The organism is Methyloparacoccus sp. NF-16 (genome assembly GCF_056880625.1).
This window is the reverse complement of sequence record NZ_CP174130.1, coordinates 204,014-228,029: the sequence shown is the minus strand read 5'-3', so window position 1 is coordinate 228,029 and position 24,016 is coordinate 204,014. Positions and strand designations below refer to the sequence as shown.

Here is a 24,016-nt window from a genome sequence, read left to right as displayed (position 1 = left end):
CGCGCGGGGAATCAGTGTGGCCCGGTCGCGGGCACCAGAACGTCTTCCAGGGCGGCTTGCAGGGTTTCGTGACTGAAACGGAAACCGCTGGCCAACGCCCTCTCCGGCAACACCCGCTGGCTGGCCAGGAGCAGCTCTGCCATCTCGCCGGCTGCCAGCTTCAAGAGCCATGCCGGCAGGGGCAACAAGGCCGGGCGGTGCAGCAGTTGCGCCAGGGTTTGGGTGAATGCCCGGTTGGTGACCGGTTGCGGGGCAGTGGCATTGAAAACCCCGTTGACGCTCGCTGTCTCCAGGAGAAACAGCGTCAAGGCGACATGATCGGCGAGGTGAATCCAGGATATCCACTGCTGCCCGTCGCCCAGCCGTCCTCCCAATCCCAGCCGGAATGGCAGCAGCATCGGTTTGAGAAAGCCGCCCTGACGACCGATCACAAGACCGGTCCGCAACAGGCAGACACGAACGCCCAGTGACTCCGCGTCCAGGGCAGCCGCCTCCCAGGCGGCGCACAGCTCATGCCCAAAGCCGGTGCCCCTCTCGGCGGATTCGGTTAGTGGCTGGTCGCCCCGATCGCCATAGAAGCCGATGGCGGAACCGCTGATGAGCACCCGGGGCTTCACCTCCGCCTCGGCCATGCGGTCGATCAGCTGCTGGGTCAGCGTGACCCGGCTGCCCCACAAGACCTGCTTGCGGGCCGGACTCCAGCGTCTGGCCATGATGGGTTCACCAGCCAGATTGATGACGGCATCGAAGGCCATGCCTTGTGTCCAGGCGGACAGATCCGCCAAGGCAACCACGCCGGAACCGATCCGCTGCTGGACGACTTGCGGGCGCCGCGTCAGTACCCACAGCCGATGCCCTGCGCCCAGCAGTGCCTGGCACAGCGCTTTGCCGATGAAGCCAGTACCGCCGGTTATCAGGATACGCATGTAAGCCGCCAGGGGGGGGATGAACGGTTCGGTCAGGCTAGCCGCCAAGGACAGGCAGGCCCCAGGCTTGGCCAAGAACGAAAAAACCGAGACAATCGCTCGGTTTTGTTCGGATGGGGCGGTGGCAAGGGCGGACGCGGTTCCCAGCTAGAGGAACGTCCAAGCTTGCCACTCGGCAGTAAGGCTTACTGCTTCTCTTCGTCGTTGAAGACCCAGCGGACGAAGAATACACCGGCGGCGATAACAACCAGCGTAACGACGATGCCAACCGGAGATCTCATCTTTTCGACCAGGTCGAGAATCATTCCCATGTGCTTGTACCTTTAGGATTTTTGTTTGCTGATGAATGGCTTCAGATAGCGTCAAACGCTGTAGCGTATCTTACAGCCTGACCGGGGGCTGTCAAGTCGACCGACCGTGCATTCGTCCCTCCTCAAGCCCATGACAAGAGCGGCAAATTGTCGCGCCCGGGGCCAGCCCGGCGGGCAAAAAAAACCCGGGACAAGCCCGGGTTTTTATCGGAACCTGACGCGCTGTTCGCGGTTGTTTTCGGGAGTGTCCCTTTTTTCGGCTGATGCGTAGACGCGGTACTCAGGTCGAATCTCTGACTACTTACAGAGAGGGAGCAGCAGGAGCTTCGATCTTCTGCTTGTCGCCGTCGGGAGAGTTACCGCATCCGACAACAACGAGAGACATCATCAGTACGCTTACAACGCAGAGCAACTTTTTCATAGGAACCTCCTGATTGAACACTTGAAAGTTATAGTTAGTGGTGCACGAAGCACGGCGAAATTTATAAATAACATTCCGCCAAATTGCAATAGCCCGGCTCGCCGGGCGGCAGGAGACCACGCGGTCGCAAAGGCCACTCAGCGCATGAGGATGTCGAGACCCGCCGGCGCGTCCACCACCTCCGATGCGGCTGTGCCACGCAGCGCGTCCAGCCCGGCGAAATCGAACAAGGCGCGATCCGCGAGCTGCGAGGGCGCGACATTCTGCAAGGCGGTAAAGATCGTCTCCACGCGCCCCGGATGGCGCCTCTCCCACTCGTGCAGCATCTCCTTCATGGCCTGACGCTGCAAATTGGCCTGCGACCCGCAGAGATTGCAGGGGATGAGAGGGAAGGCCCGCAGGCGGGCATACTCGTCGATATCCTTCTCCCTACAATAGGCCAGGGGCCGGATCACCACGTGCTCGCGGTTGTCGCTGAGCAGCTTGGGCGGCATGGCCTTGAGGGTGCCGCCATAAAACAGGTTGAGGAAAAAGGTTTCGAGGATATCGTCGCGGTGATGTCCCAGGGCAATCTTGGTTATGCCGTGCTCGGCGGCATGGCGGTACAGGAGTCCGCGCCGCAACCGGGAGCAGAGACCGCAGGTCGTCTTGCCCTCGGGGATCACCCGCTTGACGATGCTGTAGGTGTCCTGCTGGATGATGTGAAAGGGCACCTGGCGGGCGGTCAGATAATCCGGCAGCACCTGCTCGGGGAAGCCCGGCTGTTTCTGGTCCAGATTGACCGCGACGATATCGAAATGAACCGGCGCGTTGAGACGAAGGCTGAGGAGGATGTCGAGCAGCGTGTAGGAATCCTTGCCGCCCGACAGGCAGACCATGACCTTGTCGCCGTCCTCGATCATGCCGAAGTCGGCGATGGCCTCGCCGGTCAGCCGGCGAAGCCGTTTCTGCAGCTTGTTGAAATGGTAGCGCTGCTTCTCGCTCAGCCCGATCGTGGCGCTATCCGTCATACCGCTGGAACACCAGGCTGGCGTTGGTGCCGCCGAACCCGAAGCTGTTGGACATGGCGATATCGATGACGGCATCATCGAGGCGCTCGCGGACGATCGGCACGCCAGCCGCGCCGGGATCCAGGTTCTCGATGTTGGCGGAGGCGGCAATGAAGCGATGCTGGAGCATCAGCAAGGTGTAGATGGCCTCGTGCACGCCGGCCGCGCCCAGCGAGTGGCCGGAGAGGGACTTGGTCGAGCTGATCCTGGGCACCTGGTCGCCGAAAACCGCCTTGACCGCCTCCAGCTCGCGAATGTCGCCGACCGGCGTACTGGTGCCGTGGGCATTGATGTAGTCGATCGGCCGGTCGAGCCCCTCCATCGCCTGCCGCATGCAGCGTGCGGCGCCCTCGCCGGAAGGCTGGACCATGTCGTAACCATCCGAGGTGGCGCCGTAGCCGACCAGTTCGGCATAGATCCTGGCGCCGCGGGCCCTGGCATGCTCCAGCGACTCCAGCACCAGCACCCCGCCACCGCCGGAAATGACAAAGCCATCGCGGTCGGCATCGTAGGCCCGCGAGGCCTTGCCGGGCGTGGCGTTGTACTTGGACGAGAGGGCGCCCATCGCGTCGAACAGCACCGTGAGCGTCCAGTGCAGCTCCTCGCCGCCGCCGGCAAAGATCACGTCCTGCTTGCCGAGCTGGATCAGTTCGGCGGCATTGCCGATGCAGTGGGCGCTGGTGGCGCAGGCCGAGCTGATGGAGTAGTTGACGCCCTTGATCCTGAACGGTGTGGCCAGGCAGGCGGAATTGGTATTGGACATGGTCCGGGGCACCATGTACGGCCCGACCTTCTTCAGCCCCTTCTCGCGGAAGGTATCCCAGGCCCCCAGAAGATTGGAGGTCGAAGGCCCGCCAGAGCCCATGATCAGACCCGTGCGCGGACTGGAAGCCTCGTGCTCGGCCAGGCCGGCATCGGCAATGGCCTCCTGCATGGCCAGATAGTTGTAGGCGGCGCCATCACCCATGAAGCGCCGGATCTTGCGATCGATCAGCGCATCGGGATCGACATCCAGCGGCGCATGCACATGACTGCGGAAGCCGAGCTCGGCGTACTCCTCGCTGAAACGGACGCCGGTCCGGCCGAGCCGCAACGAGTCCGTCACCTGCTCCTTGTTGTTCCCGAGACTGGAGATGATACCGATACCGGTAACTACAACACGCTTCATGTTTGCTGCTCCTCAGAAATCGTCTGTGGAGGTGAAGAGACCGACCCGCAGATCGCTGGCCTCGTAGATTACGCGGCCATCGCAATCCATTTCCGCGTCGGCGATACCCATGACCAATTTTCGCATCATCACGCGCTTGAGGTGGATCCGGTAGGTGACCAGCCGGTTTTCCGGCAACACCTGCCCGCGAAACTTGACTTCACCGACGCCAAGGGCTCGGCCCCGACCGGGTCCGCCCAGCCAGCCCAGGTAGAAGCCGACCATCTGCCACATGGCATCCAGCCCCAGGCAGCCCGGCATCACCGGATCGCTGCGGAAGTGACAGTCGAAGAACCAGATGTCCGGGCGAATGTCCAGTTCCGCCGTGATCTGTCCCTTGTCGAACAGCCCGCCTTGCGTGGCGATATGTGTGATGCGGTCGAACATCAGCATCGGCGGCAATGGCAGCTGCGCATTGCCGGCGCCGAAAAGCTCTCCGTTGCCGCAACGCAGGAGATCCTCCCGGCTGTAGCTGGATTGGCGCGTATGGACTGGGGGTGTTTCCTGGAGTGTCATGATGGGGACCGGGTTTGTGCTATTTTTTGGCGTCCGCCAGGCTTCCGTGAAGCGCGTCGACCGCATCCGTCCCGGCTGCCGACCATCCCGCCAGCGGCGGGGGTCGTCGGGCCGCTGGATGCAGGCACGGCTTCAGCAAAAAGCGGAATATTGTAGCAGATGCCTGTTTCAGGCGATCCTGCCATCCCTTTGCCACCCATGACCGTCGACCAGCCGCCGGGCAACGACACCGCCGCCCCGGGGCCGGCTGCCACAGCAACCGTTTATCCATGAAATCGCCCGACGCGACTCCCCCGCCCGACCGGCTGGACTGGCGTTATATCCGAACCATCGTTCTTCGCCACCGGCGCGAACTCGTGCTGGCGCAGCTGGTCGCCATACTGGCCGCGCTGGCGGCGGTACCGGTACCCCTGCTGCTGCCCAAGCTGGTCGACGAGGTGCTGCTCGGCCAGCCGGGCCTGGCCATGCACTGGATGAACCGGATGTTCCCCGAGGACTGGCACGGGCCACCGCTCTACATCACCACCCTGCTGGGATTGACGCTGCTGCTCAGGCTGTTGGCAGCCCTGTGCAACATCCTCCAGACCCGCGAATTCAGCCTGATCGCCAAGGACGTCATTTTCCGCATCCGCGCGCACCTGATCCATCGCCTGGAACGGATTTCCATGGCGGAATACGAGAGCCTGGGCAGCGGCGCCGTGGTCACGCACATGGTCACGGATCTCGACACGCTGGACACCTTCATCGGCACCACCATCGCCCGCAGCCTGGTGGCGCTGCTGACGCTGGCCGGCACCGCCGCGGTGCTGCTGTGGATGAACTGGCGCCTGGGCCTGTTCATCCTGCTGCTGAATCCGGTGGTGATTTTCTTCACCAAGGCCATGGGCAAGCAGGTCAAGGCCCTGAAGCGCCAGGAAAACACCGCCATCGGCGCCTTCCAGGCGGCGCTGACCGAAACGCTGGACGCCATCCATCAGATCCGCGCCAGCAATCGGGAGCAACATTACCTCGGCCGCCTGGTCGACGCCGCGCGCGGGGTCCGCGAACACGCCGCCGCCTATGCCTGGCGCAGCGATGCCGCCAGCCGCATGAGCTTCCTGGTGTTCCTGACCGGTTTCGACCTGTTCCGGGGACTGTCCCTGTTCATGGTCGTCTACTCGGATCTGAGCATCGGCGAGATGATGGCTGTCTCCGGCTACCTTTGGTTCATGATGGCACCGGTCCAGGAACTGCTGGGCATGCAGTACGCCTTCTATGGGGCGCGCGCGGCGCTCGACCGGCTCAATCAGTTCTGCGACCGCCGCCAGGAACCGGTTTATCCACACCGGCGGAATCCCTTCGCCGGCAAACAGACGGTGGATGTCTACATCGACGACCTCCACTTCACCTACCCCAGTGGCGGCGACATCCTGCAGGGCATATCGCTGGACATCCGCCGCGGCGAGAAGGTCGCCCTGGTCGGCGCCAGCGGCGGCGGCAAATCGACCCTGGTGCAGGTCCTGATCGGACTCTACCCGCCGACGCGCGGCATGATCCATTTCGACGGCGTGCCCATGGACCAGATCGGCATGGACATCGTGCGCGAAAACGTCGTGACGGTGCTGCAACACCCGGTGCTGTTCAACGACACCGTGCGCGCCAACCTGACCATGGGTCGTCCGGCGTCGGACGACGCGCTGTGGCGCGCACTGGAAATCGCGCAGCTGCGGGAGACGATCGCCGAGGCGCCGGAAGGGCTCGATGCCTTGGTCGGCCGCGCGGGCGTGCGCCTCTCCGGCGGGCAGCGGCAGCGGCTGGCGATCGCCCGCATGGTGCTGGCCAACCCCAGGGTGGTCATCCTTGACGAGGCCACCTCGGCGGTCGACAACGTCACCGAGGCCAATCTCTACCGTTCGCTGGACGAATTCCTGGCCCAGCGCACGACCCTGATCGTCGCGCACCGGCTGAGCGCAATCACCCATGCCGACCGCATCCTGGTTTTCGAGGATGGCCGCATCGTCGAGGATGGCAGCCACGACGCCCTGATGGCCCAGGGCGGGCTCTATGCCCGGCTTTACGGCGCCCCCGGCAAGCGGCACGCGCCCCGGCGCGACGTTTCCGGGCCGGCTCTCGCCAGCCCCGCGCCGTGACGGGCTACGACCTCCACACCCACTCCCGCGCGTCCGATGGCGTCTACGCGCCCGACGCACTGGTCGCGCGGGCCGCAGCCGCCGGTATCCGGACCCTGGCGCTGACCGACCACGACACCACGGCCGGACTGGCGGAAGGTCAGGCCGCCGCCCGCCAGCACGGCCTGCAACTCGTCGCCGGCGTCGAGATCTCGGTGACCTGGGAAAAGCGCACGCTGCATCTGGTCGGGCTGGCCATCGACCCGACCCATGCCCCGCTGGCGGCGGGCCTGCTCGAATTGCAGCAGATTCGCGCCCAGCGCGCCCGGACCATCGGCCAGCGGCTGGAGAAGGCCGGCCTGCCCGGCATCTACGAGGAAGCCTGCCGGCTGGCGGGAGACGGCATGATGACGCGCACCCACTTCGCCGCCTGCATCGCCCGGCGCGGCCTGGCCGCCGACATGCGGGATGTCTTCAACCGCTACCTGACCACCGGCAAGCCGGGCCATGTCCCGACCTGCTGGGTGGCCATGGAGACCGCCATCGGCTGGATTCGCGGGGCCGGCGGCATCGCCGTGCTGGCCCATCCCCAGCGCTACAAGCTGTCCGGCGGCTGGCTGCGGCGGCTGGCGGGCGAATTCCGAGACATGGGCGGAGAGGCGGTGGAAGTGCTCTCCGGCACGGCCGCACCGGGCGACGTCCAGGCCAGCGCCGACCTGGCCCGGCGTCACGGCCTGCTGGCCTCCTGCGGCTCCGATTTTCACGGCCCCGACGAGGCCTGGCCCAAGCTGGGCCGTCTGCCGGCCCTGCCGGCCGGACTGACGCCGGTCTGGGAGTGCTGGCACGCCGCCAGCCCTCCGCCCGCACCCCGGCCATGGCCATGAACCGCTGCGCCTGGGCCGAACGCAGCGAACTGGAGCGCCAGTACCACGATACGGAGTGGGGCGTACCCCAGCACGAGGATCGGCGGCTGTTCGAGTTCCTGCTCCTGGAGGGCGCGCAGGCCGGGCTGTCCTGGGTCACGGTGCTGCGCAAGCGCGCGGCCTACCGTGCGGCGTTCGCCGATTTCGACCCGGAGCGCGTGGCCCGTTTCAGGGCCGCCGACATCGCCAGACTGCTGGAAAACCCCGGCCTGATCCGCAACCGGCTCAAGGTCGGTTCGGCGGTTGCCAACGCCCGGGCCTTCCTGGAGGTGCAGGAAGCCTTCGGCAGCTTCGACGCCTACCTGTGGCGGTTCGTCGACGGCCAGCCGGCCACCCGGGAATGGCCCAGCCTGGCGGAACTGCCGGCGCAAACGCCCGTATCCGGACAGCTCAGCCGTGACCTCAAGGCGCGCGGCTTCGTCTTTGTCGGACCGGTGATCTGCTACTCGTACATGCAGGCGGTAGGCCTGGTCAACGACCACCTCACCGGCTGCTTCCGGCTGGCGAGCGACACGCGCTGACCAGCCGGATCCGGCTCATCACAGCACGAACTTGATGCCGATCAGCATCAGCAGGGTGGCCAGGATGGGACGCAGCACCTTCTCCGGGATCCTCGCGCTGAGATGGCTGCCGACGTAGATGCCCGGCAGCGAACCGATCAACAGGCTGCCCAGCAGGCCGAAATCGACATTGCCCATGTGCAGGTGCCCCAGTCCGGCAACCGCCGTCAGGGGGATCGCATGGGCCAGGTCAGTACCGACGATGCGCACGGTCGGCAGCCGCGGATACAGGAACAGCAGCGCGATGGTGCCGAGGGCGCCCGCGCCCACCGAGGACAGCGTCACCAGAACCCCCAGCACCAGACCGACCAGCACGGTCAGCGCGTCCTGCCAGCGGCCGAAACGCTCCTGGTGCAGCAGACGCTCCCGCGCGACATCGTCCTGCAATCGACGGGAAATCAGGCGGTTCCTGACGAACAGGGCCAGCGACGTGAAGATCAGCGCGACCCCGAGGCTGAAAGTGATCACCGAGGTCACCGCCTCATCCTTGGTGAAGACCTTCTCCAGCAGGTAGATCACCAGCAAAGCCGCCGGAATGCTGCCCAGGCAGAGCTTCATCACAATCGTCCATTCGACCGAACGATGCTTGCCATGATGGACGAACACACCGCCGGACTTGGTGATCGCCGCGAACAGGAGATCGGTCCCCACCGCCGCCTTTGGCGCGTAACCGAACAGAAACACCAGAATGGGCGTCATCAGCGAACCGCCGCCGACACCGGTCAGCCCGACCAGCAGCCCGACCAGCAGGCCCGAAACGATCTGTGCCAGATCAAAGCTCATGTCATCATCCGCTTGGAAAGTCTGAAAATCCGGGGGCTAGGGTGCGAACCGCCATGACAGCCCGGCCCGCTCCCGGTCGCGGCGGGCATCCTAGCAAGCCGGCGGCATCCGCTGTAAGAATGGATTGGCAGAAGGATAGAACATCTGGTTATATGTCTTTCCCGCCCGCCGCACCCCGGACGAGTCCCCCGCTTTTTCAGCCTTGACAGCGGTGTTAGCATCCTCCGGCGCCGGCATCGGCGATCGACGCAGCTTCCTTTCATTCTTCCCCGCAGGACCGATTTCCATGCAATGTGATGGTCACAACACCCATTTCCGAACCTTTCGGGCAACCCTGGCCGGACTGCTGACAACCTGCCTGGCGGCGGGCTGCGCGCAGCACGCGGCGACCAAGACGGAGAACATCGGCGACGCAGCGGCCTGCGCAGCGCTGAAAACCGTCATCGCCGATGCCGGCACCGGCTTCCAGTCCCTGCGGGGCTCCGCCAGCCAGGACTACGACCACACCCGCTGGGACACCAAACCCATCCTGCCCGGCACCGACTGCGACATCGTCGCCTGGGGCGGCGGCCGCACCCACTATGGCTGCACCTGGGACAAGGGCAACGAAGCCACGGCCCGCGCGGATTACGACGCGGGACTGGGGCTCGTCAGCCGCTGCCTGGGCTCCGGCTGGCAGGTTTCGCATCCCGCCGGGCAGTCCGGCGAGGCCAGCCGCTTCGCCCGGAGCGACAGCCCCACCACCGTGGAGATCCGCTACTACCGTGAGCGCGATCCCTCCCGCCAGTGGCAGACCAGCCTGACCATCGGCCCGCCCATCACCCGCGATGCCCGCTGACCGGACCGCGGCTTGCCAAAGCCGCGGCCATGCATTAGCTTAGCCCGCACCTAGGGCTAGGGGTGCCCAGGGCGATCCCGTGGATCGCCGCCCGGGCTGAGACACACCCTTTGAACCTGACCCGGTTAGAACCGGCGTAGGAAAGCCTGTCCCGCCGGCCGTGCGCAGCCGCCGCCGGACGACGCTGGAACTCCTTGCCGGACCGCCCCATCAACCGTCGAGGAGTAGCGATGAGCGCCGTCCCCAAAACCGTCCTGCACGATGCCGTCACCGCCAAGCAGGCATCCATCCAGCCTTTCGCCGCTTCCGAAAAGGTCTATATCGAGGGCAGCCGGCGCGACATACGCGTGCCGATGCGGAAAATCAGCCAGTCCGACACCCCCACCGGTTTCGGCGCGGAGGAGAACCCGCCGGTCTACGTCTACGATACCTCCGGCCCCTACACCGACCCGGCCGTGACAGTCGATCTGCGCCATGGTCTGCCGGCCCTCCGCAAAGCCTGGATCGAGGCGCGCGGCGACACCGTGGAACTGGACGGCCCGTCCTCCCGCTATGGCCAGGCCCGCCAGAGCGATCCGGCGCTGAGCGCCCTGCGGTTCGAACACATCCGCAAGCCTCGCGTCGCCAAACCCGGCGCCAACGTGACCCAGATGCACTATGCGCGGAAGGGCATCGTCACGCCGGAAATGGAATTCATCGCCATCCGCGAGAACCAGAGACTGGAGGCACTGGCCGAGCTGTACCAGCGCCAGCATCCGGGCGAAGCCTTCGGCGCCGCCATTCCCAAGATCATCACCCCCGAATTCGTCCGCGACGAGGTCGCCCGCGGCCGCGCCATCATCCCCAACAACATCAACCATCCGGAATCCGAGCCGATGATCATCGGCCGCAACTTCCTGGTGAAGATCAACTGCAACCTCGGCAACTCCGCCGTCACCTCGTCCATCGAGGAAGAAGTCGAGAAGATGCTGTGGTCGATCCGCTGGGGCGGCGACACGGTGATGGATCTCTCCACCGGCAAGAACATCCACGAGACCCGCGAGTGGATCATCCGCAACTCGCCGGTCCCCATCGGCACGGTGCCCATCTATCAGGCGCTGGAAAAGGTCGATGGCCGCGCCGAGGAACTGACCTGGGAAATCTTCCGCGACACCCTCATCGAACAGGCCGAGCAGGGCGTCGACTACTTCACCATCCACGCCGGCATCCGCCTGCCGTTCATTCCGCTGACGGCGAAGCGCGTCACCGGCATCGTCAGCCGCGGCGGCTCGATCATGGCCAAGTGGTGCCTCGCGCACCACAAGGAGAGCTTCCTCTACACCCATTTCGAGGACATCTGCGAGATCATGAAGGCCTACGATGTGGCCTTCTCGCTGGGCGACGGCCTCCGCCCCGGCTCCATCGCCGACGCCAACGACGAGGCCCAGTTCGCCGAATTGCGCACCCTGGGCGAGCTGACCGAGATCGCCTGGAAGCACGACGTGCAGGTGATGATCGAAGGGCCCGGCCACGTGCCCATGCACATGATCAAGGCCAACATGGAGGAGCAGCTCAAGCACTGCCACGAGGCACCCTTCTACACCCTGGGCCCGCTGACTACCGACATCGCGCCCGGCTACGACCACATCACCAGCGCCATCGGCGCCGCCATGATCGGCTGGTACGGCACCGCCATGCTCTGCTACGTCACACCCAAGGAGCACCTGGGCCTGCCGAACAAGCAGGATGTGCGCGACGGCATCGTCGCCTACAAGATCGCCGCCCACGCCGCCGACCTGGCCAAGGGCCATCCCGGCGCCCAGGCCCGCGACAACGCCCTGTCCAAGGCGCGCTTCGAATTCCGCTGGGCCGATCAGTTCAACCTCAGCCTCGATCCCGAGAAGGCGCTGGAATTCCACGATGAGACCCTGCCGCAGGAAGGCGCCAAGCTGGCCCACTTCTGCTCCATGTGCGGCCCGCATTTCTGCTCGATGAAGATCACCCAGGATGTGCGTGAGTATGCAAAGAACCATGGGCTGGACGATGACCAGGCGCTCGAAGCCGGCATGGAGGAAATGGCCGGGGAATTCGTCAAGGGCGGCGCGGAGATTTACCACAAGGCCTGAGACTGCCGGCCGTTCCGGGCATTCGGCATGAAATGCCCCGGCGGCGGCCTTAGAATGGGGCATCCCGGAGAGGAGAACCGCCGATGCCGACCCAGCCCATTTCGGATGATGTCCTGCGGGAGAAATACGCCAAGCAGGGCGAGACCACGGCCGAGGATGTCTTTCGTCGTGTCGCCAGGGCGCTGGCCTCGGTGGAGGCCGCGCCGGATACCTGGGAGCCACGGTTTCTGGCGGCCCTGCGTCAGGGCTTCATACCGGCCGGTCGCATCATGTCGGCGGCCGGCACGGATATCCGGGCCACGCTGATCAACTGTTTCGTGCAGCCTGTCGGCGACGCCATCTCCGAGCCGGACGCCGAGGGCAAACCCGGCATCTACATCGCCCTGCAGGAAGCCGCCGAAACCATGCGCCGTGGCGGCGGCGTCGGCTATGACTTCTCCCGCATCCGACCCAGGGGCGCCCGGGTCAGAGGCACGGCTTCCAGCGCATCGGGACCGATCTCCTACCTGCGCGTCTTCGACCGGTCCTGCGAGACCGTGGAATCCGCCGGCAGCCGCCGGGGCGCGCAAATGGGCGTGCTGCGCTGCGACCATCCCGACATCGAGGACTTCATCCACGCCAAGGACCGGCCGGGCGAACTGACCAATTTCAACCTGTCGGTCGCGGTAACCGACGCCTTCATGCACGCCGTGGAAAGCGACGCCGACTGGGCGCTGGTCCACCGGGCCGAGCCGGGTGAAGGCCAGGCAGGACATGCCACCGGCCGCCGGGAAGACGGTGCCTGGATCTACCGCAGCCTGCCCGCACGGGTGCTGTGGGACCAGATCATGACCTCCACCTACGACCATGCCGAACCCGGCATCCTGTTCGTGGACCGCGCCAATGCCGAGAACAACCTGCATTACTGCGAGACGTTCGAGGCCACCAACCCCTGCGCCGAGGAGTGGCTGCCCGACTACGGCTGCTGCTGCCTTGGCTCCATCGACCTGACCCGGCTGGTCGAGGCGCCATTCACGGCGGAAGCCCGCTTCGACCTTGCCGGACTGGCGGCACTCGCGGGGCTGGCGGTGCGCATGCTCGACAACGTGCTGGATCTGACCTACTGGCCGCTCGAGGCCCAGCGCGCCGAGGCCATGGCCAAGCGTCGCATCGGGCTCGGCTTCACCGGCCTGGGTGATACCCTGATCATGCTCGGCCTGCGTTATGACACGGATGCCGCCCGGGCCATGGCCGGCCGCATCGCCGAGGCATTGCGGGACGCCGCCTACCAGGCCTCGGCGGAACTGGCGGACGAGAAGGGGGCCTTCCCGCTGTTCCGCCCGGACGCCTATCTCGCCGGCGCCTTTGTCCACCGGCTGCCGGAGACGCTGCGCGAGCGCATCCGCCGACAGGGCCTGCGCAACAGCCACCTGCTCGCCATCGCGCCGACCGGCACCATCAGCCTGGCCTTCGCCGACAACGCCTCCAATGGCATCGAGCCGCCCTTCGCCTGGCGCTACACCCGCCGCAAGCGCACCCCGGACGGCGGCGTGCAGGACTACCCCGTCGAGGATCACGCCTGGCGCCGCCATCGCATCGAGGGCGGCGATGTCGACCACCTGCCACCGCACTGGGTCACCGCGCTGGAGATCGCCGCACTGGACCACATGCAGATGCTGGCGGCGGTACAGCCCTATATCGACACCAGCATCTCCAAGACCGTCAACGTGCCGGCCGACTATCCGTTCGAGGCCTTCAAGAACCTCTATCTCGAGGCCTGGCGCCACGGCCTCAAGGGACTCGCCACCTACCGCCCCAACCTCATCACCGGCGCGGTGCTGGAGACCACCGACGCCCAGGCCATCCAGGGCGGGAGCAGCGCGCCGGATTTCGATGTTTCCGACCCCAACCGTCGGCTCCGGCTGGAGCAGGTGCCGGAACCCACCCTCGCCTCGCTGCGCTGGCGCCGGCGGCCACGCCCGCCCGGCGGCAACCCGGCCTGGTGCTACATGGTCGACCACCCGCATGGCTCCTTCGCCGTCTTCGTCGGCCATCTGGACCATGCTCCCAGGCGTGCCACCGAACGCGGAGAGCCCCTGCCAGAGAGCTTGCCGCAAAATGGACAGCGCCAGCCCTTCGAAGTCTGGATCAACGGTGCGGAGCAGCCGCGCGGCCTGGGCGCGCTGGCCAAGTCGCTGTCCATGGACATGCGCTCCAACGATCGCGGCTGGCTGAAGACCAAGCTGGAAAGCCTGATGAAGGCCTCCGGCGACGACGGCTTCGAGCTGCCGCTGCCGCCCGCGGGCGAGCCCTTCCGGGTACCCAGCCTGGTGGCCGGCTTCGCCCGGCTGGTGTCCCTGCGCTGCCAGGAGCTGGGCGCCTTCGACACCATCGCCGACACGCCCGTCCTGCACGCCCTCATGTCGTCCAAGGAACCGAAGACCGGCCCGGATGGCACGCTGTCCTGGACCGTCGACATCTACAACCCGGCGACCGGCGACGATTTCGTCATGGGCCTCAAGGAGCTGGTGCTGCCCAACGGCCAGCGCCGGCCCTACTCGGTCTGGCTGTCGGGCGAGTATCCGCGGCTGCTGGACGGGCTGTGCAAATCCCTGTCCTACGACATGCGCGTGATCGATCCCGCCTGGATCGGCGCCAAGCTGCGGCAGCTGGTCGATTTCCCCGAGCCGCGGGGCGACTTCCTGGCCTGGGTGCCGGGCGAGCAGCGCAAGACCAACTACCCCTCGACCGTCGCCTATCTGGTGCGGCTGATGATCCACCGCTACGCCCTGCTGGGCATCCTCGACGAGGACGGCTACCCGATGGAGGACATGGGCATCGTCGCCTACGATGCCGAGAACGTCATCCCCCTGCGCGCCCGTTCGGCCGGCGCCATGGAAGTCCGCCCCGGCAAGCGCTGCCCGGAATGCGGCAACTATGCCGTCATCCGCAGGGACGGCTGCGACTTCTGCAGCGCCTGCGGCGCCGTGGGCGGTTGCGGCTAGACCGGGCGCGGTTCCACGGCATCCGGCCCGGCACCAGTCCCGGCCATACCGATATCCATCAGGAGCACACCATGAACACCCCCGCGATCTCCATGGCCGACCTGCGGCTGACCTTCCATGGCGCGGCACGCCAGGTCACCGGCTCCTGCTACCTGCTGGAGACCCGGGGCGGCCGGCTGTTGCTGGAATGCGGCATGTTCCAGGGCCCACCAGCGACCACCGAACGCAACCGCCTCGACTTCCCCTTCGATCCCCGTTCGCTGGCCGCGGTTGTCGTTTCCCACGCCCACATCGACCATTCCGGCCTGCTGCCCAAGCTGGTCAGGGCCGGCTACACCGGACCGATCTACCTGACGCCGCCGACGCATGACCTGCTGGAACTGCTGCTCAAGGACGCCGCGCATCTGGAAATGAAGGATGCCCAATGGGAAAACAAGCGCCGCCAGCGAGCCGGCAAGCGGCTGCTGGAGCCCCTGTACACCCTGGAGGATGTCGAGCGGGTTCTGGCCATGCGCCGGCCGCTGCCATATGCCGAACTCGCGCAACCGCTGCCGGGCGTGCAGCTGCGATTCCACGATGCCGGCCACATCATCGGCGCTGCCATCGTCGAGCTGGGGCTGGACACCCGTGACGGCCGCCGCACGCTGGTGTTCTCGGGCGATCTCGGCAACCGTTACTCGCCGCTGCTGCGCGATCCCGAGCGGCTCGCCCACGCCGACGTGCTGCTGCTCGAATCCACCTACGGCGACCGCGATCACCGCTCCCTGCCCGACACCCTGGCGGAATTCCGGCAGGCGCTGCAGGCGGCCGCGCGCAGCGGGGGCAACGTGCTGATTCCCTCGTTCGCAGTCGGCCGGACCCAGGACATCCTCTACTGGCTGGGCCGCTTCCACCGCGAGGGCGACCTGCCGCAGTCGCGGGTCTTCGTCGACAGCCCGATGGCCATCGAGGCCAGCGAGATCTATGTCCGTCACGCCAAGCTGTTCAACCGCGACGATCCGGACTTCAACCGACTGATCGGGCATGGCTGGCAGGCCTGGCTACCGTGCCTGTCCTACTCCCGCAGCACCGAGGACTCCATGGCGCTCAACCAGGTCCAGGGCGCCATCATCATCGCCGGCAGCGGCATGTGCGAGGGCGGCCGCATCCGCCACCACCTCAAGTACAACCTCTGGAAGCGCGATACCCACGTCATCATCTCCGGTTTCCAGCCGCGCGGCACCCTGGGACGCCGGCTGGTCGACGGCGCCCGGCGCCTGTCGATCCTGGGCGGGGACATCGCCGTCAGGGCCACCATCCACACGCTGGGCGGCTTCTCCGCCCATGCCGGCCAGAGCGAGCTGGTCGAATGGGCGCTGGGCCTGCAACCTGCCCGGCCGCGGGTCTATCTGGTGCATGGCGAGGTAGAGGCCATGACGGCCCTGCGCGAGCGGCTCCTGGCGCAGCGGATGCAGACGGAAATCGCCGAGCCGGGGGCAACCATCGCCCTCTAGCGGCGCCGGACCTATTCGCCGTTTCCGCCCTGGTTCATCTGCAAGGCCAGCAAGGCCCAGGTGCGCAAGGTGTGCTCGACCCGGCCATTGACGGTGCCGGCAGGAAACTCGCCGGCCTCGTCGCGCTCGCCGGCAGCGGTATCCAGCAGCACGGCCAGTGCCTCGTCGACGGTGCCCACGGCATAGATATGGAAGCGCCCGGCCGTCGCGGCCTCGACCAGATCCTCGCGCAACATCAGATGCGGGCGGTTGGCGTCCGGGATCATGACGCCCTGGCCCCCGGTGAGCCCGGCGGCGCGACAGACATCGAAGAAGCCTTCGATCTTCTCGTTGACGCCGCCGATCGGCTGCACATGGCCCAACTGGTTGACCGAGCCGGTCACCGCGATGTCCTGGCGCACCGGCAGTTCCGCCAGCGAGGAGATGAGCGCACACAACTCCGCCAGCGACGCGCTGTCGCCCTCCACCTCGCCGTAGGACTGCTCGAACACCAGGCTGGCGGACAGGGACAGAGGCTGGGCGCGGGCGTAACGGGAGGCCAGCAGGGCCGACAGGATCATGACACCCTTGCTGTGCAGGGCGCCGCCGAGTTCGGTTTCGCGCTCGATATCGACGATCTTGCCGCTGCCGAGGCGGGTGGTGGCGGTGATGCGGACGGGATGGCCGCAGCTGTATTCGCCCAGACGGATCACCGACAGGCCGTTGACCTGGCCGATATGGCGCCCCCGGGTATCGATCAGCAGGGTCCCGCGCCGGATGGCTTCGTAGAGTTCGTCGCGGATGCGGCTGGCGCGGCGGGTCCGTCGGTCGATGGCGGTCTGCACAGCCACCCGACCGATGACCGCGTGCCCGGCCTCGCCGGCCCAGTGGTCGGCCTCCTTGAGGAGATCCGTCAGCCGGCCTAGATGGCCGTCGAGTTTTTCGGCATCCTCGATGCCGCGCGCCGACTGCTCGATGACCAGCGCGACGGCCTCGCGATCCAGCGCGCGCAGCCCGTCGCGCCGGGCCAGGGTGCCGATCAGGCGGGCAAAACGGACCTGCCCGGTTTCGTCGCGGTCGAGCGTGTCCTCGAAGTCCGCCGGCACCTTGAACAGGGCCTGGAATTCCGGGTCGTGCAGGCTCAGCAGGTAATAGAGCAGCCGGTCGCCGCAGAGGATGACCTTCAGCCGCAGCGGGATGGGCTCGGGCTCCAGGGGCGAGGTGCTGATCAGGCTCAGGGTACGCTCCAGCGGCTCGATGGCGATGGCGCCGGCGCGCAGGGCGCGCTTGAGGGTCTCCCAGGCGAAGGGCTGGGTCAGCAACTTGAGCGCGTCCAGCACCAGATAGCCGCCATTGGCCCGATGCAGCGCGCCCGGACGGATCATGCCGAAATCGGTGATGAGGGTGCCCAGGTGCGCCTGATGCTCGACCCGGCCGACCAGGTTGGCATGGTGCGGCAGGGCCTCGAAGATCAGCGGGGCCCCCTCGGTCCCGGCGTGCGAAACCAGGACGTTGATGCGGAAGCGCTGGCCGGGCAGCGGCAGCCCCGTGTGCCCGAACAGGGCCTGGACGCTGTTTTCACCCTGCGGCAGGAAATCCGTCGCATGGTCGATCAGCGCCTCCTGCAGAACCTCGATGTGCGCGAGCGCGGCGGGGCAGTCGCGGTAGCCGGTCCGCAGTTCATCGAGCAGTTGGGTGACGACGGCCGCGGCCGTTTCGCGGTTCAGCGCCCGGAGCCGCTCCTGGGACTCGCGCCGCCAGAGCGGAAACTGGCGCAGCTGCTTCTGCAACTCCTCGTGCAGGGCGTCGATCGCGGCCCGGATCGCCTGCTGGCGCGCTTCCGGGAGCTGCTGAAACTCGTCCGGCTTCAACAGCTCGGCCTGCGCGTTCACCGGAGCGAAGGCATAGCTGGTCGGGGTCTCGATCAGGGCGATGCCTTGCTGCTGGGCGGCGACCCGCAGGGCATTGATGGTCGCCGCCTCGCGTTCCTTGACATCCCGCTCGATGGCTTCGGCGCGGGCGCGGTAGCCCTCCTGCTCGAAGGCGGCAGGAATGGCACCGAGCAGGGCCTCCAGCAGGCGGTCGACAGCATCCGCCAGCCGCCGGCCCATGCCGGCCGGCAGGCGCAGGACCCGGGGCCGGTTCAGCTCGCGGAAATTGTGGACATAGCACCAGTCGTCCGCCGCCGGTTGCCGGGCCGCCAGGCGGCCGACAACCTCGCGCAGCACGCTGTCCTTGCCGATCCCGGCCGGCCCCAGGACGAACAGGTTGAAGCCGGACCGATCGATGCCGAGACCGAACTGCAACGCCTCCAGCGCCCGCGCCTGGCCCACCGCCAGGTCGATGTCGGCGAGCCCCGCGGTGGTCTCGAAGCCGAGACTCGCCGGCTCGCAGCGCCGGCGCAATTGCACCGGCGCCAGGGCGCCCACGGGGGCCGGCTTGACGGTACGCGTCATGGGACGACTCCCTGGGGGCGACTGCGCGGCGACGTCAGGCGAAGTAGTTGCGCAAGGTGGACTCTATGATCCCCCAGGGCATGATGAAGGGTTTCTTGGAGATCTTGACCGAGAGCGTGTCCTCCAAGATGAGGTAGCTGCCCTCGATGCCGTGTCCGTAGAAGCGGCCGGTCTGGCCGTCGCCCTCGAAGCGGACGCCATTGTCCCGCGCGGCAAGGCGGGCCCTGGCGATCACCTCGTCGGGATCGCTCTTCAACTTGACTTCGAAGGATTTGCTCATGGCGGGTGGCTCCCTGTCCGTTTTGAAGCTGCGGAATCTTAAACGAAAGCGGAGAGCGGTGGCGCCGCCAGGCTAGCGGACCGCACGCGGCAGCGGCACAAAAAAGGCGGCCGGCAGGCCGCCCTGGTGGCCATCGGTAGCCTGTGTCAGGCCGCCATGGACTGCTTGAGGCGCTTCATGGCCGAGTTCTCAAGCTGCCGGATGCGCTCGGCGGAGACCTTGTAGCGAGCCGCGAGATCGTGCAGGGTCAGCTTCTCCTCGCTCAGCCAGCGGCTGCGGACAATGTCGCGGCTGCGGTCGTCGAGCTGCTCGATGGCATGGATGAGCTTTTTCTGCTCGTGCGCTTCCCAGTCCTCGCTCTCCAGCAGGTCGGCCGGGTCGGCATTGGCCTGCCGCAGGTAGTGCACCGGGGCCGAGAAGTCCCGCTCGCCATCCTCGCCGTCGTCGGCGGCATCGTAGGCCAGATCCTGGCTGCTCAGGCGGCCCTCCATCTCGTAGACCGTGTCCAGCTCCACACCCAGCTCCTCGGCCACGATGCTGGCCTCCTCGGGGTTCAGCCAGCCAAGGCGGTTCTTGTACTTGCGCAGGTTGAAGAACAGCTTGCGCTGCGCCTTGGTGGTCGCAACCTTCACGATGCGCCAGTTCTGGATGATGAATTCGTGGATTTCCGCCTTGATCCAGTGCACGGCGAAGGACACCAGGCGCACGCCGACGCCGGGGTCGAAACGCTTCACGGCCTTCATCAGGCCGATGTTGCCTTCCTGGATCAGGTCCTGCAGCGGCAGGCCATAACCCAGATAGCCCCGGGCGACATGGGCGACGAAACGCAGGTTGGCGAGCACCAGCTGGCGGGCGGCCTGGAGGTCGCCCTGCTCGCGGAAGCGCACGGCCAGCGCCTGCTCCTCTTCGGCATCCAGCCGCGGCAGGCGATTGATGGCCGCCATGTAATCATCAATGGAACCCAGCGACAGGCTTGGTGGCAAGGTCAAGGCTTGAGTCATTCTTTTCGCCCTCGTCATGTGGAGTGACCGGATCATGTTAGCACTCTGTGACAGCGAGTGCTAATGGCGGTTCCCTCATTCAGGCTCGATTTCGAGCAGGAAGTATGCAACCACGATCCAGGCCCCGGTGACGCCCAGCAACACCGCGCTTCCCAGCAGCACGACCGTATCGGTCAGCCCCATGAATGCCAGCCGATAGCTGCTGCCATAGAGCTCCGCCAGCTGGTTGACGGGCGCGCGGACGCCGAGGACCAGCAGGTTGGCCAGCATCCAGGCCAGCACCGCCCCCAGCAGGGCATACCAGAACCCGGCGTGGACAAAGGGCCGGCGAATGAAGTGGTTGGTGGCCCCGAGCAACTTCGCCACCGCGATTTCCTCGCGCCGATTCTGCAACTCGAGGCGGATGGTGTTGCCGACGATGAACAGTACCCCGAAGCCGAGCAGCACGCTGAAGGCCAGGGTGCTGCGCTGGGCGATGGCCAGCAGGGATCGCAGTTTCTCCAGCCATTCGCTGTCGAACTGCACCTTGTCCGCCTCCGGCAGATGCCTGAGTTCCGCCAGCAGGGCGGCAACCGCGTCGGCATCCGTCCGTGCCGGCTGGACGATGACGACCACGGGCAAGGGATTGTCCTTCAGGGCTTCCAGCGCCTCGCCAAATCCGCTGTAGGCGGTCAGCTCCTTCAGCCCATCCTCCTTGCTGACCAGCGTGGCCCCGCCGATGCCGGGCCGCTGGCGCAACTGCTCCGCAACCTTGCGGCCGACCTCGTTGCCCAGCTCCGGCTTCAGGAACAGGGAAATCTGGCTGGTGGTTTCCAGCGCCTCGATGGGCTGGCGGGCATTCTGGATCAGGGCATGGAAGCTGGCGGGCAGGGCCAGGGCGATGGCCACCACCAGAATGGTGAGAAGACTCGCGATCGGCGTTTCACAGATCCGCCCGAAACTGGCCTTGAGCGAATCCAGCTGCAACACCCAGTAGGCGCCAAGACGCTCGGACAGGCCGATCTGGGATTCCAGCGAAGGCCGGAAGATGCCGCGCCTCGGCCCCGATCTGCGGGTTGGCGCCATGGCTCAGGCGACCCCGTCCAGGTGGCCATGCTCCAGCCGCAGGGTCCGGCGGCTGAACCGGCGCACCAGACCCATGTCATGGCTGGCGATGAGCAGCGTCACCCCGACGTCGTTGAAATCCCGGAACATGCGCATGATCTCGTCCGCCAGTTCGGCATCCAGGTTTCCGGTGGGTTCATCGGCCAGGATCAGCGGCGGCTTGTGGACGATCGCCCGGGCGATGCCGACCCGCTGCTGCTCGCCCCCCGACAGCGCCAGAGGCAAGCGTTTCTCCTTCTTCAACAGGCCGACCTTGTCCAGCGCGGCCCGGACCCGGCGGCCGACATCGTGCGGATTATGCCCGGTGATGAGGAGCGGCAGGGCGACATTGTCGAACACCGTCCGATCATTGAGCAGCCGGTAGTCCTGGAAGATGAGCCCGAGCTTGCGGCGCAGGTAGGGAATCTGCCGGGATGGCAACCGATGCACGGGAACGCCGTCGATGGTGATCTCCCCGCGGCTGGGCCTTTCCATGGCGGGGATCAGCCGCAGCAGCGTGCTCTTGCCGGCGCCGGAATGGCCGGTCAGGAACGCCAGCTCGCCGCGCTCGATGCGGAAGCTGACCTCGGACAGGGCCTCGCCGCTTTCCGGATAGCGCTTGGTGACTTGCTTGAACTCGATCATGCGGGCGGGCTTGAGGCGGGGCTGGCAGGCCGTTGGGTAAACCCATGGTATCCACTCGCGCCAAGTCTTGGCAAAAAAGATGGCGGTTCTGGGCCGTGCCCGCCGGTCCCCTTACAATGCCGGCAGCCTTTCGTCCACCACCTGCCGAACCGCCTTGAATTCCCTGCGCAAACTCGCCTCCCAGACCGTCGTCTACGGCCTCAGCAGCATCGTCGGCCGCTTTCTCAACTACCTGCTGGTGCCGCTGTACACCTACACCTTCCCGGCGGCGGCCTATGGTGTGGTTTCCGAGTTCTACGCCTATGCCGGCTTCTTCGCCGTGTTCCTGACCTTCGGCCTGGAAACGGGCTACTTCCGCTTTCGCCACCGCGACGACATCCCCGCCGGCGCGGCCTATCCGGCGGCGCTCGGTTTCCTGCTGCTGGCGAACCTGGTGTTCCTGGCGCTCCTGACCGGTTTCCGCCAGCCGCTGGCGGATCTGCTGCGTTACCCGGAGCATCCGGAATATCTGCTCTGGTTCGGACTGATTCTGGCCGCCGATGCGGCGTCGGCCCTGCCGTTCGCGCGCCTGCGGGCCGAGAACCGCGCCTGGCGGTTCGCCGGCATCAAGCTGGCGGAAATCATCCTCGCCATCGGCCTCAACCTGCTGTTCCTCGTGGGCCTGCCGAAAATCCTCGCGCTATGGCCGCAGGCGCCGCTGGCCCGGCTCTACGACCCGAACCTCGGTGTTGGCTACATCTTTCTCGCCAACCTGATCGCCAGCGCCTGCAAGCTGCTGTTGCTGACGCCGCAGTTCCGCGGTATCCGCTGGCGGGCCGGCCTGGCGGTCATGCGGCCGATGCTGGCCTATTCACTGCCGATGGTCGTCATCGGCCTGGCCGGCATGGTCAACGAGATGCTCGACCGCGCCATCCTCAAGTACCTGCTGCCCTACGATCTGCCGACCAACCTGCGCCTGCTGGGCATCTATGGCGCCTGCTACAAGCTGTCGATCCTCATGACCCTGTTCGTGCAGGCCTTCCGCTACGCCGGCGAACCCTTCTTCTTCGCCTACGCCGGCCGCGCCGACGCACCACGGGCCTATGCGCTGGTGATGCGCTATTTCGTCATCTTCTGTGTCTTCATCTTCCTGCTGGTCACGCTGTTCATCGAAGTCTTCCAGCATTTCATCGGCGAGGAGTATCGCGAGGGACTCGGCATCGTGCCGATCCTGCTGATGGCCAATCTCTTCCTCGGCATCTATGTCAACCTGTCCATCTGGTACAAGCTGACCGACCACACCGGGATGGGCGCCTGGGTTTCGGTTTTCGGCGCCGTGCTGACGGTAGGCCTGAACCTCTGGCTGATCCCGTCGCTCGGCTACGAGGGCTCGGCCTGGGCGACCCTGGCCTGCTACGCAAGCATGGCGCTGGTCTCCTGGCAGCTCGGCCGCCATTACTACCCGGTGCCTTATCCCGTGTGGCGGATGGCCGCCTACCTCGCGTTCGGGCTGGTCCTGTACCTGGCCGACCGCGAGTTGGTCGGGTTCTGCGGCTGGGATGCCATGCGAACCGGTGCGGCGCTGCTGGCCGCGTTCCTGGGGGTGGCGTGCGTGGCGGACCTGCGGCCGCCGCTCCGGCGGCAACGCCGGTAGCCACGCGACGCGTCAATGGATATGCACTTCCCGGTGGTCTGCCTGGTCGCTTCTCCGCAGCAGGTACCGGTCCTGTTCGCCGGACAGGTGCCTGCCGTCGCCGGTGAGGTAGAGCAGGGTGCTTTCATCCTTGATGGCGAGCCGCCGCTGCGGGGCTTCCCGGTTGGGCGCCAACAGGAGAATGCCCTCGTTGTCGTCCCACTGGTACTTGCCTTTCTCGAAGGATTCCCGGTTCAGCGGCTTGGCGGGCTGGATCACCAGCAGATAGTTGTTCTTGGCATTCAGGGACAGGGTCATCTTGATGCCGTCGCAGTCTTTCTCCTGGCACGGCAGATAGCCGTAGAAGACACCCCGGAACCTGCCCGCCGTCCGGGAAGCGCCATGCGCCGAGTGATCCATGCCATCACCGAGCTGGCTCTGCTCGCGAGCCCTGAGCGCCTTCTCCTGGATCTGCATGTCCGTCTCCGCCCGGGCAGCCGGGGACAGTTGCAGCGCGGCCGATACGGCCATCAGCGCCAGGCACCTGGTGAAAATACGATTCGAGCGTTTCAAGCATCCTCCTCCATCAAACTGGTGTCATGATCCGGCCCGGGCGGGAACGCCTGCGCCAGCGCTACTGACAAGTTCCCGACCGCCAGATTCCCCGGATGCGGCGCAGCCCGCCCGGAACGGCGGGCAGGCTCGCGCGACGGACCCCGGAACCGCGCCTGACCCC

The 24,016-nt window shown here is 66.3% G+C and carries 19 protein-coding genes and 1 riboswitch; of the genes, 8 read left to right on the top strand and 11 right to left on the bottom strand.

Annotated elements, in window-relative coordinates; genetic code table 11:
• Positions 1-11: 11 nt before the first annotated feature.
• The 4 genes from ACH5N8_RS01030 to fabA all read right to left on the bottom strand — a co-directional run bounded on the left by ACH5N8_RS01030 (position 12) and on the right by fabA (position 4,430).
• Positions 12-926 carry a TIGR01777 family oxidoreductase gene (locus ACH5N8_RS01030; protein WP_483282168.1) on the bottom strand — a complete coding sequence of 305 codons (915 nt, stop codon included), beginning with the start codon at positions 924-926 and terminating at the stop codon, positions 12-14.
• Between the two features lie 869 nt (positions 927-1,795).
• On the bottom strand, positions 1,796-2,668 hold the full coding sequence (ttcA, locus tag ACH5N8_RS01025; RefSeq protein WP_483282167.1) for a tRNA 2-thiocytidine(32) synthetase TtcA: 873 nt from the start codon (positions 2,666-2,668) through the stop codon (positions 1,796-1,798).
• Complete coding sequence (fabB, locus tag ACH5N8_RS01020) at positions 2,658-3,875, bottom strand: beta-ketoacyl-ACP synthase I (RefSeq protein WP_483282166.1); 1,218 nt, start codon at positions 3,873-3,875, stop codon at positions 2,658-2,660. Before fabB ends, ttcA begins: the two co-directional genes overlap by 11 nt.
• A 12-nt stretch (positions 3,876-3,887) precedes the next feature.
• Positions 3,888-4,430, bottom strand: a complete 543-nt coding sequence (gene fabA, locus ACH5N8_RS01015; RefSeq protein ID WP_483282165.1) for a 3-hydroxyacyl-[acyl-carrier-protein] dehydratase FabA — start codon at positions 4,428-4,430, stop codon at positions 3,888-3,890.
• A gap of 269 nt (positions 4,431-4,699) precedes the next feature.
• Between fabA and ACH5N8_RS01010 the strand changes: the two genes are divergently transcribed.
• From ACH5N8_RS01010 to ACH5N8_RS01000, 3 genes are read left to right on the top strand one after another with little or no spacing between them, the layout of a single operon-like run.
• A complete protein-coding gene (locus ACH5N8_RS01010; protein ID WP_483282164.1) occupies positions 4,700-6,559 on the top strand; it encodes an ABC transporter ATP-binding protein in 1,860 nt (619 codons plus the stop codon).
• A complete protein-coding gene (locus ACH5N8_RS01005; protein WP_483282163.1) occupies positions 6,556-7,422 on the top strand; it encodes a PHP domain-containing protein in 867 nt (288 codons plus the stop codon). The genes ACH5N8_RS01010 and ACH5N8_RS01005 overlap by 4 nt, the downstream gene beginning before the upstream one ends.
• Complete coding sequence (locus tag ACH5N8_RS01000) at positions 7,419-7,982, top strand: DNA-3-methyladenine glycosylase I (protein ID WP_483282162.1); 564 nt, start codon at positions 7,419-7,421, stop codon at positions 7,980-7,982. Before ACH5N8_RS01005 ends, ACH5N8_RS01000 begins: the two co-directional genes overlap by 4 nt.
• Before the next feature lie 18 nt (positions 7,983-8,000).
• On the opposite strand, the gene ACH5N8_RS00995 is transcribed toward ACH5N8_RS01000, so the two are convergent.
• Positions 8,001-8,804 (bottom strand): sulfite exporter TauE/SafE family protein, encoded by an 804-nt coding sequence (locus ACH5N8_RS00995; protein ID WP_483282161.1) that lies wholly within the window; start codon positions 8,802-8,804, stop codon positions 8,001-8,003.
• A gap of 286 nt (positions 8,805-9,090) precedes the next feature.
• Between ACH5N8_RS00995 and ACH5N8_RS00990 the strand changes: the two genes are divergently transcribed.
• From ACH5N8_RS00990 to ACH5N8_RS00975, 4 genes are all read left to right on the top strand, one after another.
• Positions 9,091-9,642, top strand: a complete 552-nt coding sequence (locus ACH5N8_RS00990; RefSeq protein ID WP_483282160.1) for a hypothetical protein — start codon at positions 9,091-9,093, stop codon at positions 9,640-9,642.
• Between the two features lie 48 nt (positions 9,643-9,690).
• Positions 9,691-9,802, top strand: a riboswitch (TPP riboswitch).
• Between the two features lie 70 nt (positions 9,803-9,872).
• Positions 9,873-11,747, top strand: a complete 1,875-nt coding sequence (gene thiC / locus ACH5N8_RS00985; protein WP_483282159.1) for a phosphomethylpyrimidine synthase ThiC — start codon at positions 9,873-9,875, stop codon at positions 11,745-11,747.
• Positions 11,748-11,830: 83 nt separating this feature from the next.
• Entirely contained in the window at positions 11,831-14,731 is a 2,901-nt protein-coding gene (locus tag ACH5N8_RS00980; protein ID WP_483282158.1) for an adenosylcobalamin-dependent ribonucleoside-diphosphate reductase, read from the top strand.
• 71 nt (positions 14,732-14,802) lie between these two features.
• Positions 14,803-16,224 carry an MBL fold metallo-hydrolase RNA specificity domain-containing protein gene (locus tag ACH5N8_RS00975; RefSeq protein WP_483282157.1) on the top strand — a complete coding sequence of 474 codons (1,422 nt, stop codon included), beginning with the start codon at positions 14,803-14,805 and terminating at the stop codon, positions 16,222-16,224.
• Positions 16,225-16,235: 11 nt separating this feature from the next.
• Here the strand turns inward: ACH5N8_RS00975 and ACH5N8_RS00970 are convergent, their stop codons facing one another.
• From ACH5N8_RS00970 to ftsE, 5 genes are all read right to left on the bottom strand, one after another.
• Complete coding sequence (locus tag ACH5N8_RS00970) at positions 16,236-18,659, bottom strand: Lon protease family protein (RefSeq protein ID WP_483282156.1); 2,424 nt, start codon at positions 18,657-18,659, stop codon at positions 16,236-16,238.
• 34 nt (positions 18,660-18,693) lie between these two features.
• Positions 18,694-18,939 carry a hypothetical protein gene (locus ACH5N8_RS00965; protein ID WP_483282155.1) on the bottom strand — a complete coding sequence of 82 codons (246 nt, stop codon included), beginning with the start codon at positions 18,937-18,939 and terminating at the stop codon, positions 18,694-18,696.
• Positions 18,940-19,085: 146 nt separating this feature from the next.
• Positions 19,086-19,940, bottom strand: coding sequence for an RNA polymerase sigma factor RpoH (rpoH, locus tag ACH5N8_RS00960; RefSeq protein WP_483282154.1), 855 nt, complete (start codon positions 19,938-19,940; stop codon positions 19,086-19,088).
• Between the two features lie 75 nt (positions 19,941-20,015).
• Positions 20,016-21,005 (bottom strand): permease-like cell division protein FtsX, encoded by a 990-nt coding sequence (ftsX, locus tag ACH5N8_RS00955; RefSeq protein ID WP_483282153.1) that lies wholly within the window; start codon positions 21,003-21,005, stop codon positions 20,016-20,018.
• A gap of 3 nt (positions 21,006-21,008) precedes the next feature.
• Entirely contained in the window at positions 21,009-21,668 is a 660-nt protein-coding gene (gene ftsE / locus ACH5N8_RS00950; RefSeq protein WP_460027979.1) for a cell division ATP-binding protein FtsE, read from the bottom strand.
• Positions 21,669-21,822: 154 nt separating this feature from the next.
• Here ftsE and ACH5N8_RS00945 point away from each other — a divergent pair, with 154 nt between their 5' ends.
• Positions 21,823-23,301, top strand: coding sequence for a lipopolysaccharide biosynthesis protein (locus tag ACH5N8_RS00945; protein WP_483282152.1), 1,479 nt, complete (start codon positions 21,823-21,825; stop codon positions 23,299-23,301).
• A 12-nt stretch (positions 23,302-23,313) separates the two neighbouring features.
• Here ACH5N8_RS00945 and ACH5N8_RS00940 read toward each other — a convergent pair whose 3' ends face one another.
• Positions 23,314-23,853 (bottom strand): copper resistance protein NlpE N-terminal domain-containing protein, encoded by a 540-nt coding sequence (locus tag ACH5N8_RS00940; RefSeq protein ID WP_483282151.1) that lies wholly within the window; start codon positions 23,851-23,853, stop codon positions 23,314-23,316.
• Positions 23,854-24,016: the final 163 nt, after the last annotated feature.

Bases quoted from the DNA above. Each gene is read 5' to 3' on its own strand.
- ACH5N8_RS01030 (WP_483282168.1), bottom strand. From the start codon at position 926: ATGCGTATCCTGATAACCGGCGGTACTGGCTTCATCGGCAAAGCGCTG.
- ttcA (WP_483282167.1), bottom strand. From the start codon at position 2,668: ATGACGGATAGCGCCACGATCGGGCTGAGCGAGAAGCAGCGCTACCAT.
- fabB (WP_483282166.1), bottom strand. From the start codon at position 3,875: ATGAAGCGTGTTGTAGTTACCGGTATCGGTATCATCTCCAGTCTCGGG.
- fabA (WP_483282165.1), bottom strand. From the start codon at position 4,430: ATGACACTCCAGGAAACACCCCCAGTCCATACGCGCCAATCCAGCTAC.
- ACH5N8_RS01010 (WP_483282164.1), top strand. From the start codon at position 4,700: ATGAAATCGCCCGACGCGACTCCCCCGCCCGACCGGCTGGACTGGCGT.
- ACH5N8_RS01000 (WP_483282162.1), top strand. From the start codon at position 7,419: ATGAACCGCTGCGCCTGGGCCGAACGCAGCGAACTGGAGCGCCAGTAC.
- ACH5N8_RS00995 (WP_483282161.1), bottom strand. From the start codon at position 8,804: ATGAGCTTTGATCTGGCACAGATCGTTTCGGGCCTGCTGGTCGGGCTG.
- ACH5N8_RS00990 (WP_483282160.1), top strand. From the start codon at position 9,091: ATGCAATGTGATGGTCACAACACCCATTTCCGAACCTTTCGGGCAACC.
- thiC (WP_483282159.1), top strand. From the start codon at position 9,873: ATGAGCGCCGTCCCCAAAACCGTCCTGCACGATGCCGTCACCGCCAAG.
- ACH5N8_RS00980 (WP_483282158.1), top strand. From the start codon at position 11,831: ATGCCGACCCAGCCCATTTCGGATGATGTCCTGCGGGAGAAATACGCC.
- ACH5N8_RS00975 (WP_483282157.1), top strand. From the start codon at position 14,803: ATGAACACCCCCGCGATCTCCATGGCCGACCTGCGGCTGACCTTCCAT.
- ACH5N8_RS00970 (WP_483282156.1), bottom strand. From the start codon at position 18,659: ATGACGCGTACCGTCAAGCCGGCCCCCGTGGGCGCCCTGGCGCCGGTG.
- ACH5N8_RS00965 (WP_483282155.1), bottom strand. From the start codon at position 18,939: ATGAGCAAATCCTTCGAAGTCAAGTTGAAGAGCGATCCCGACGAGGTG.
- rpoH (WP_483282154.1), bottom strand. From the start codon at position 19,940: ATGACTCAAGCCTTGACCTTGCCACCAAGCCTGTCGCTGGGTTCCATT.
- ftsX (WP_483282153.1), bottom strand. From the start codon at position 21,005: ATGGCGCCAACCCGCAGATCGGGGCCGAGGCGCGGCATCTTCCGGCCT.
- ftsE (WP_460027979.1), bottom strand. From the start codon at position 21,668: ATGATCGAGTTCAAGCAAGTCACCAAGCGCTATCCGGAAAGCGGCGAG.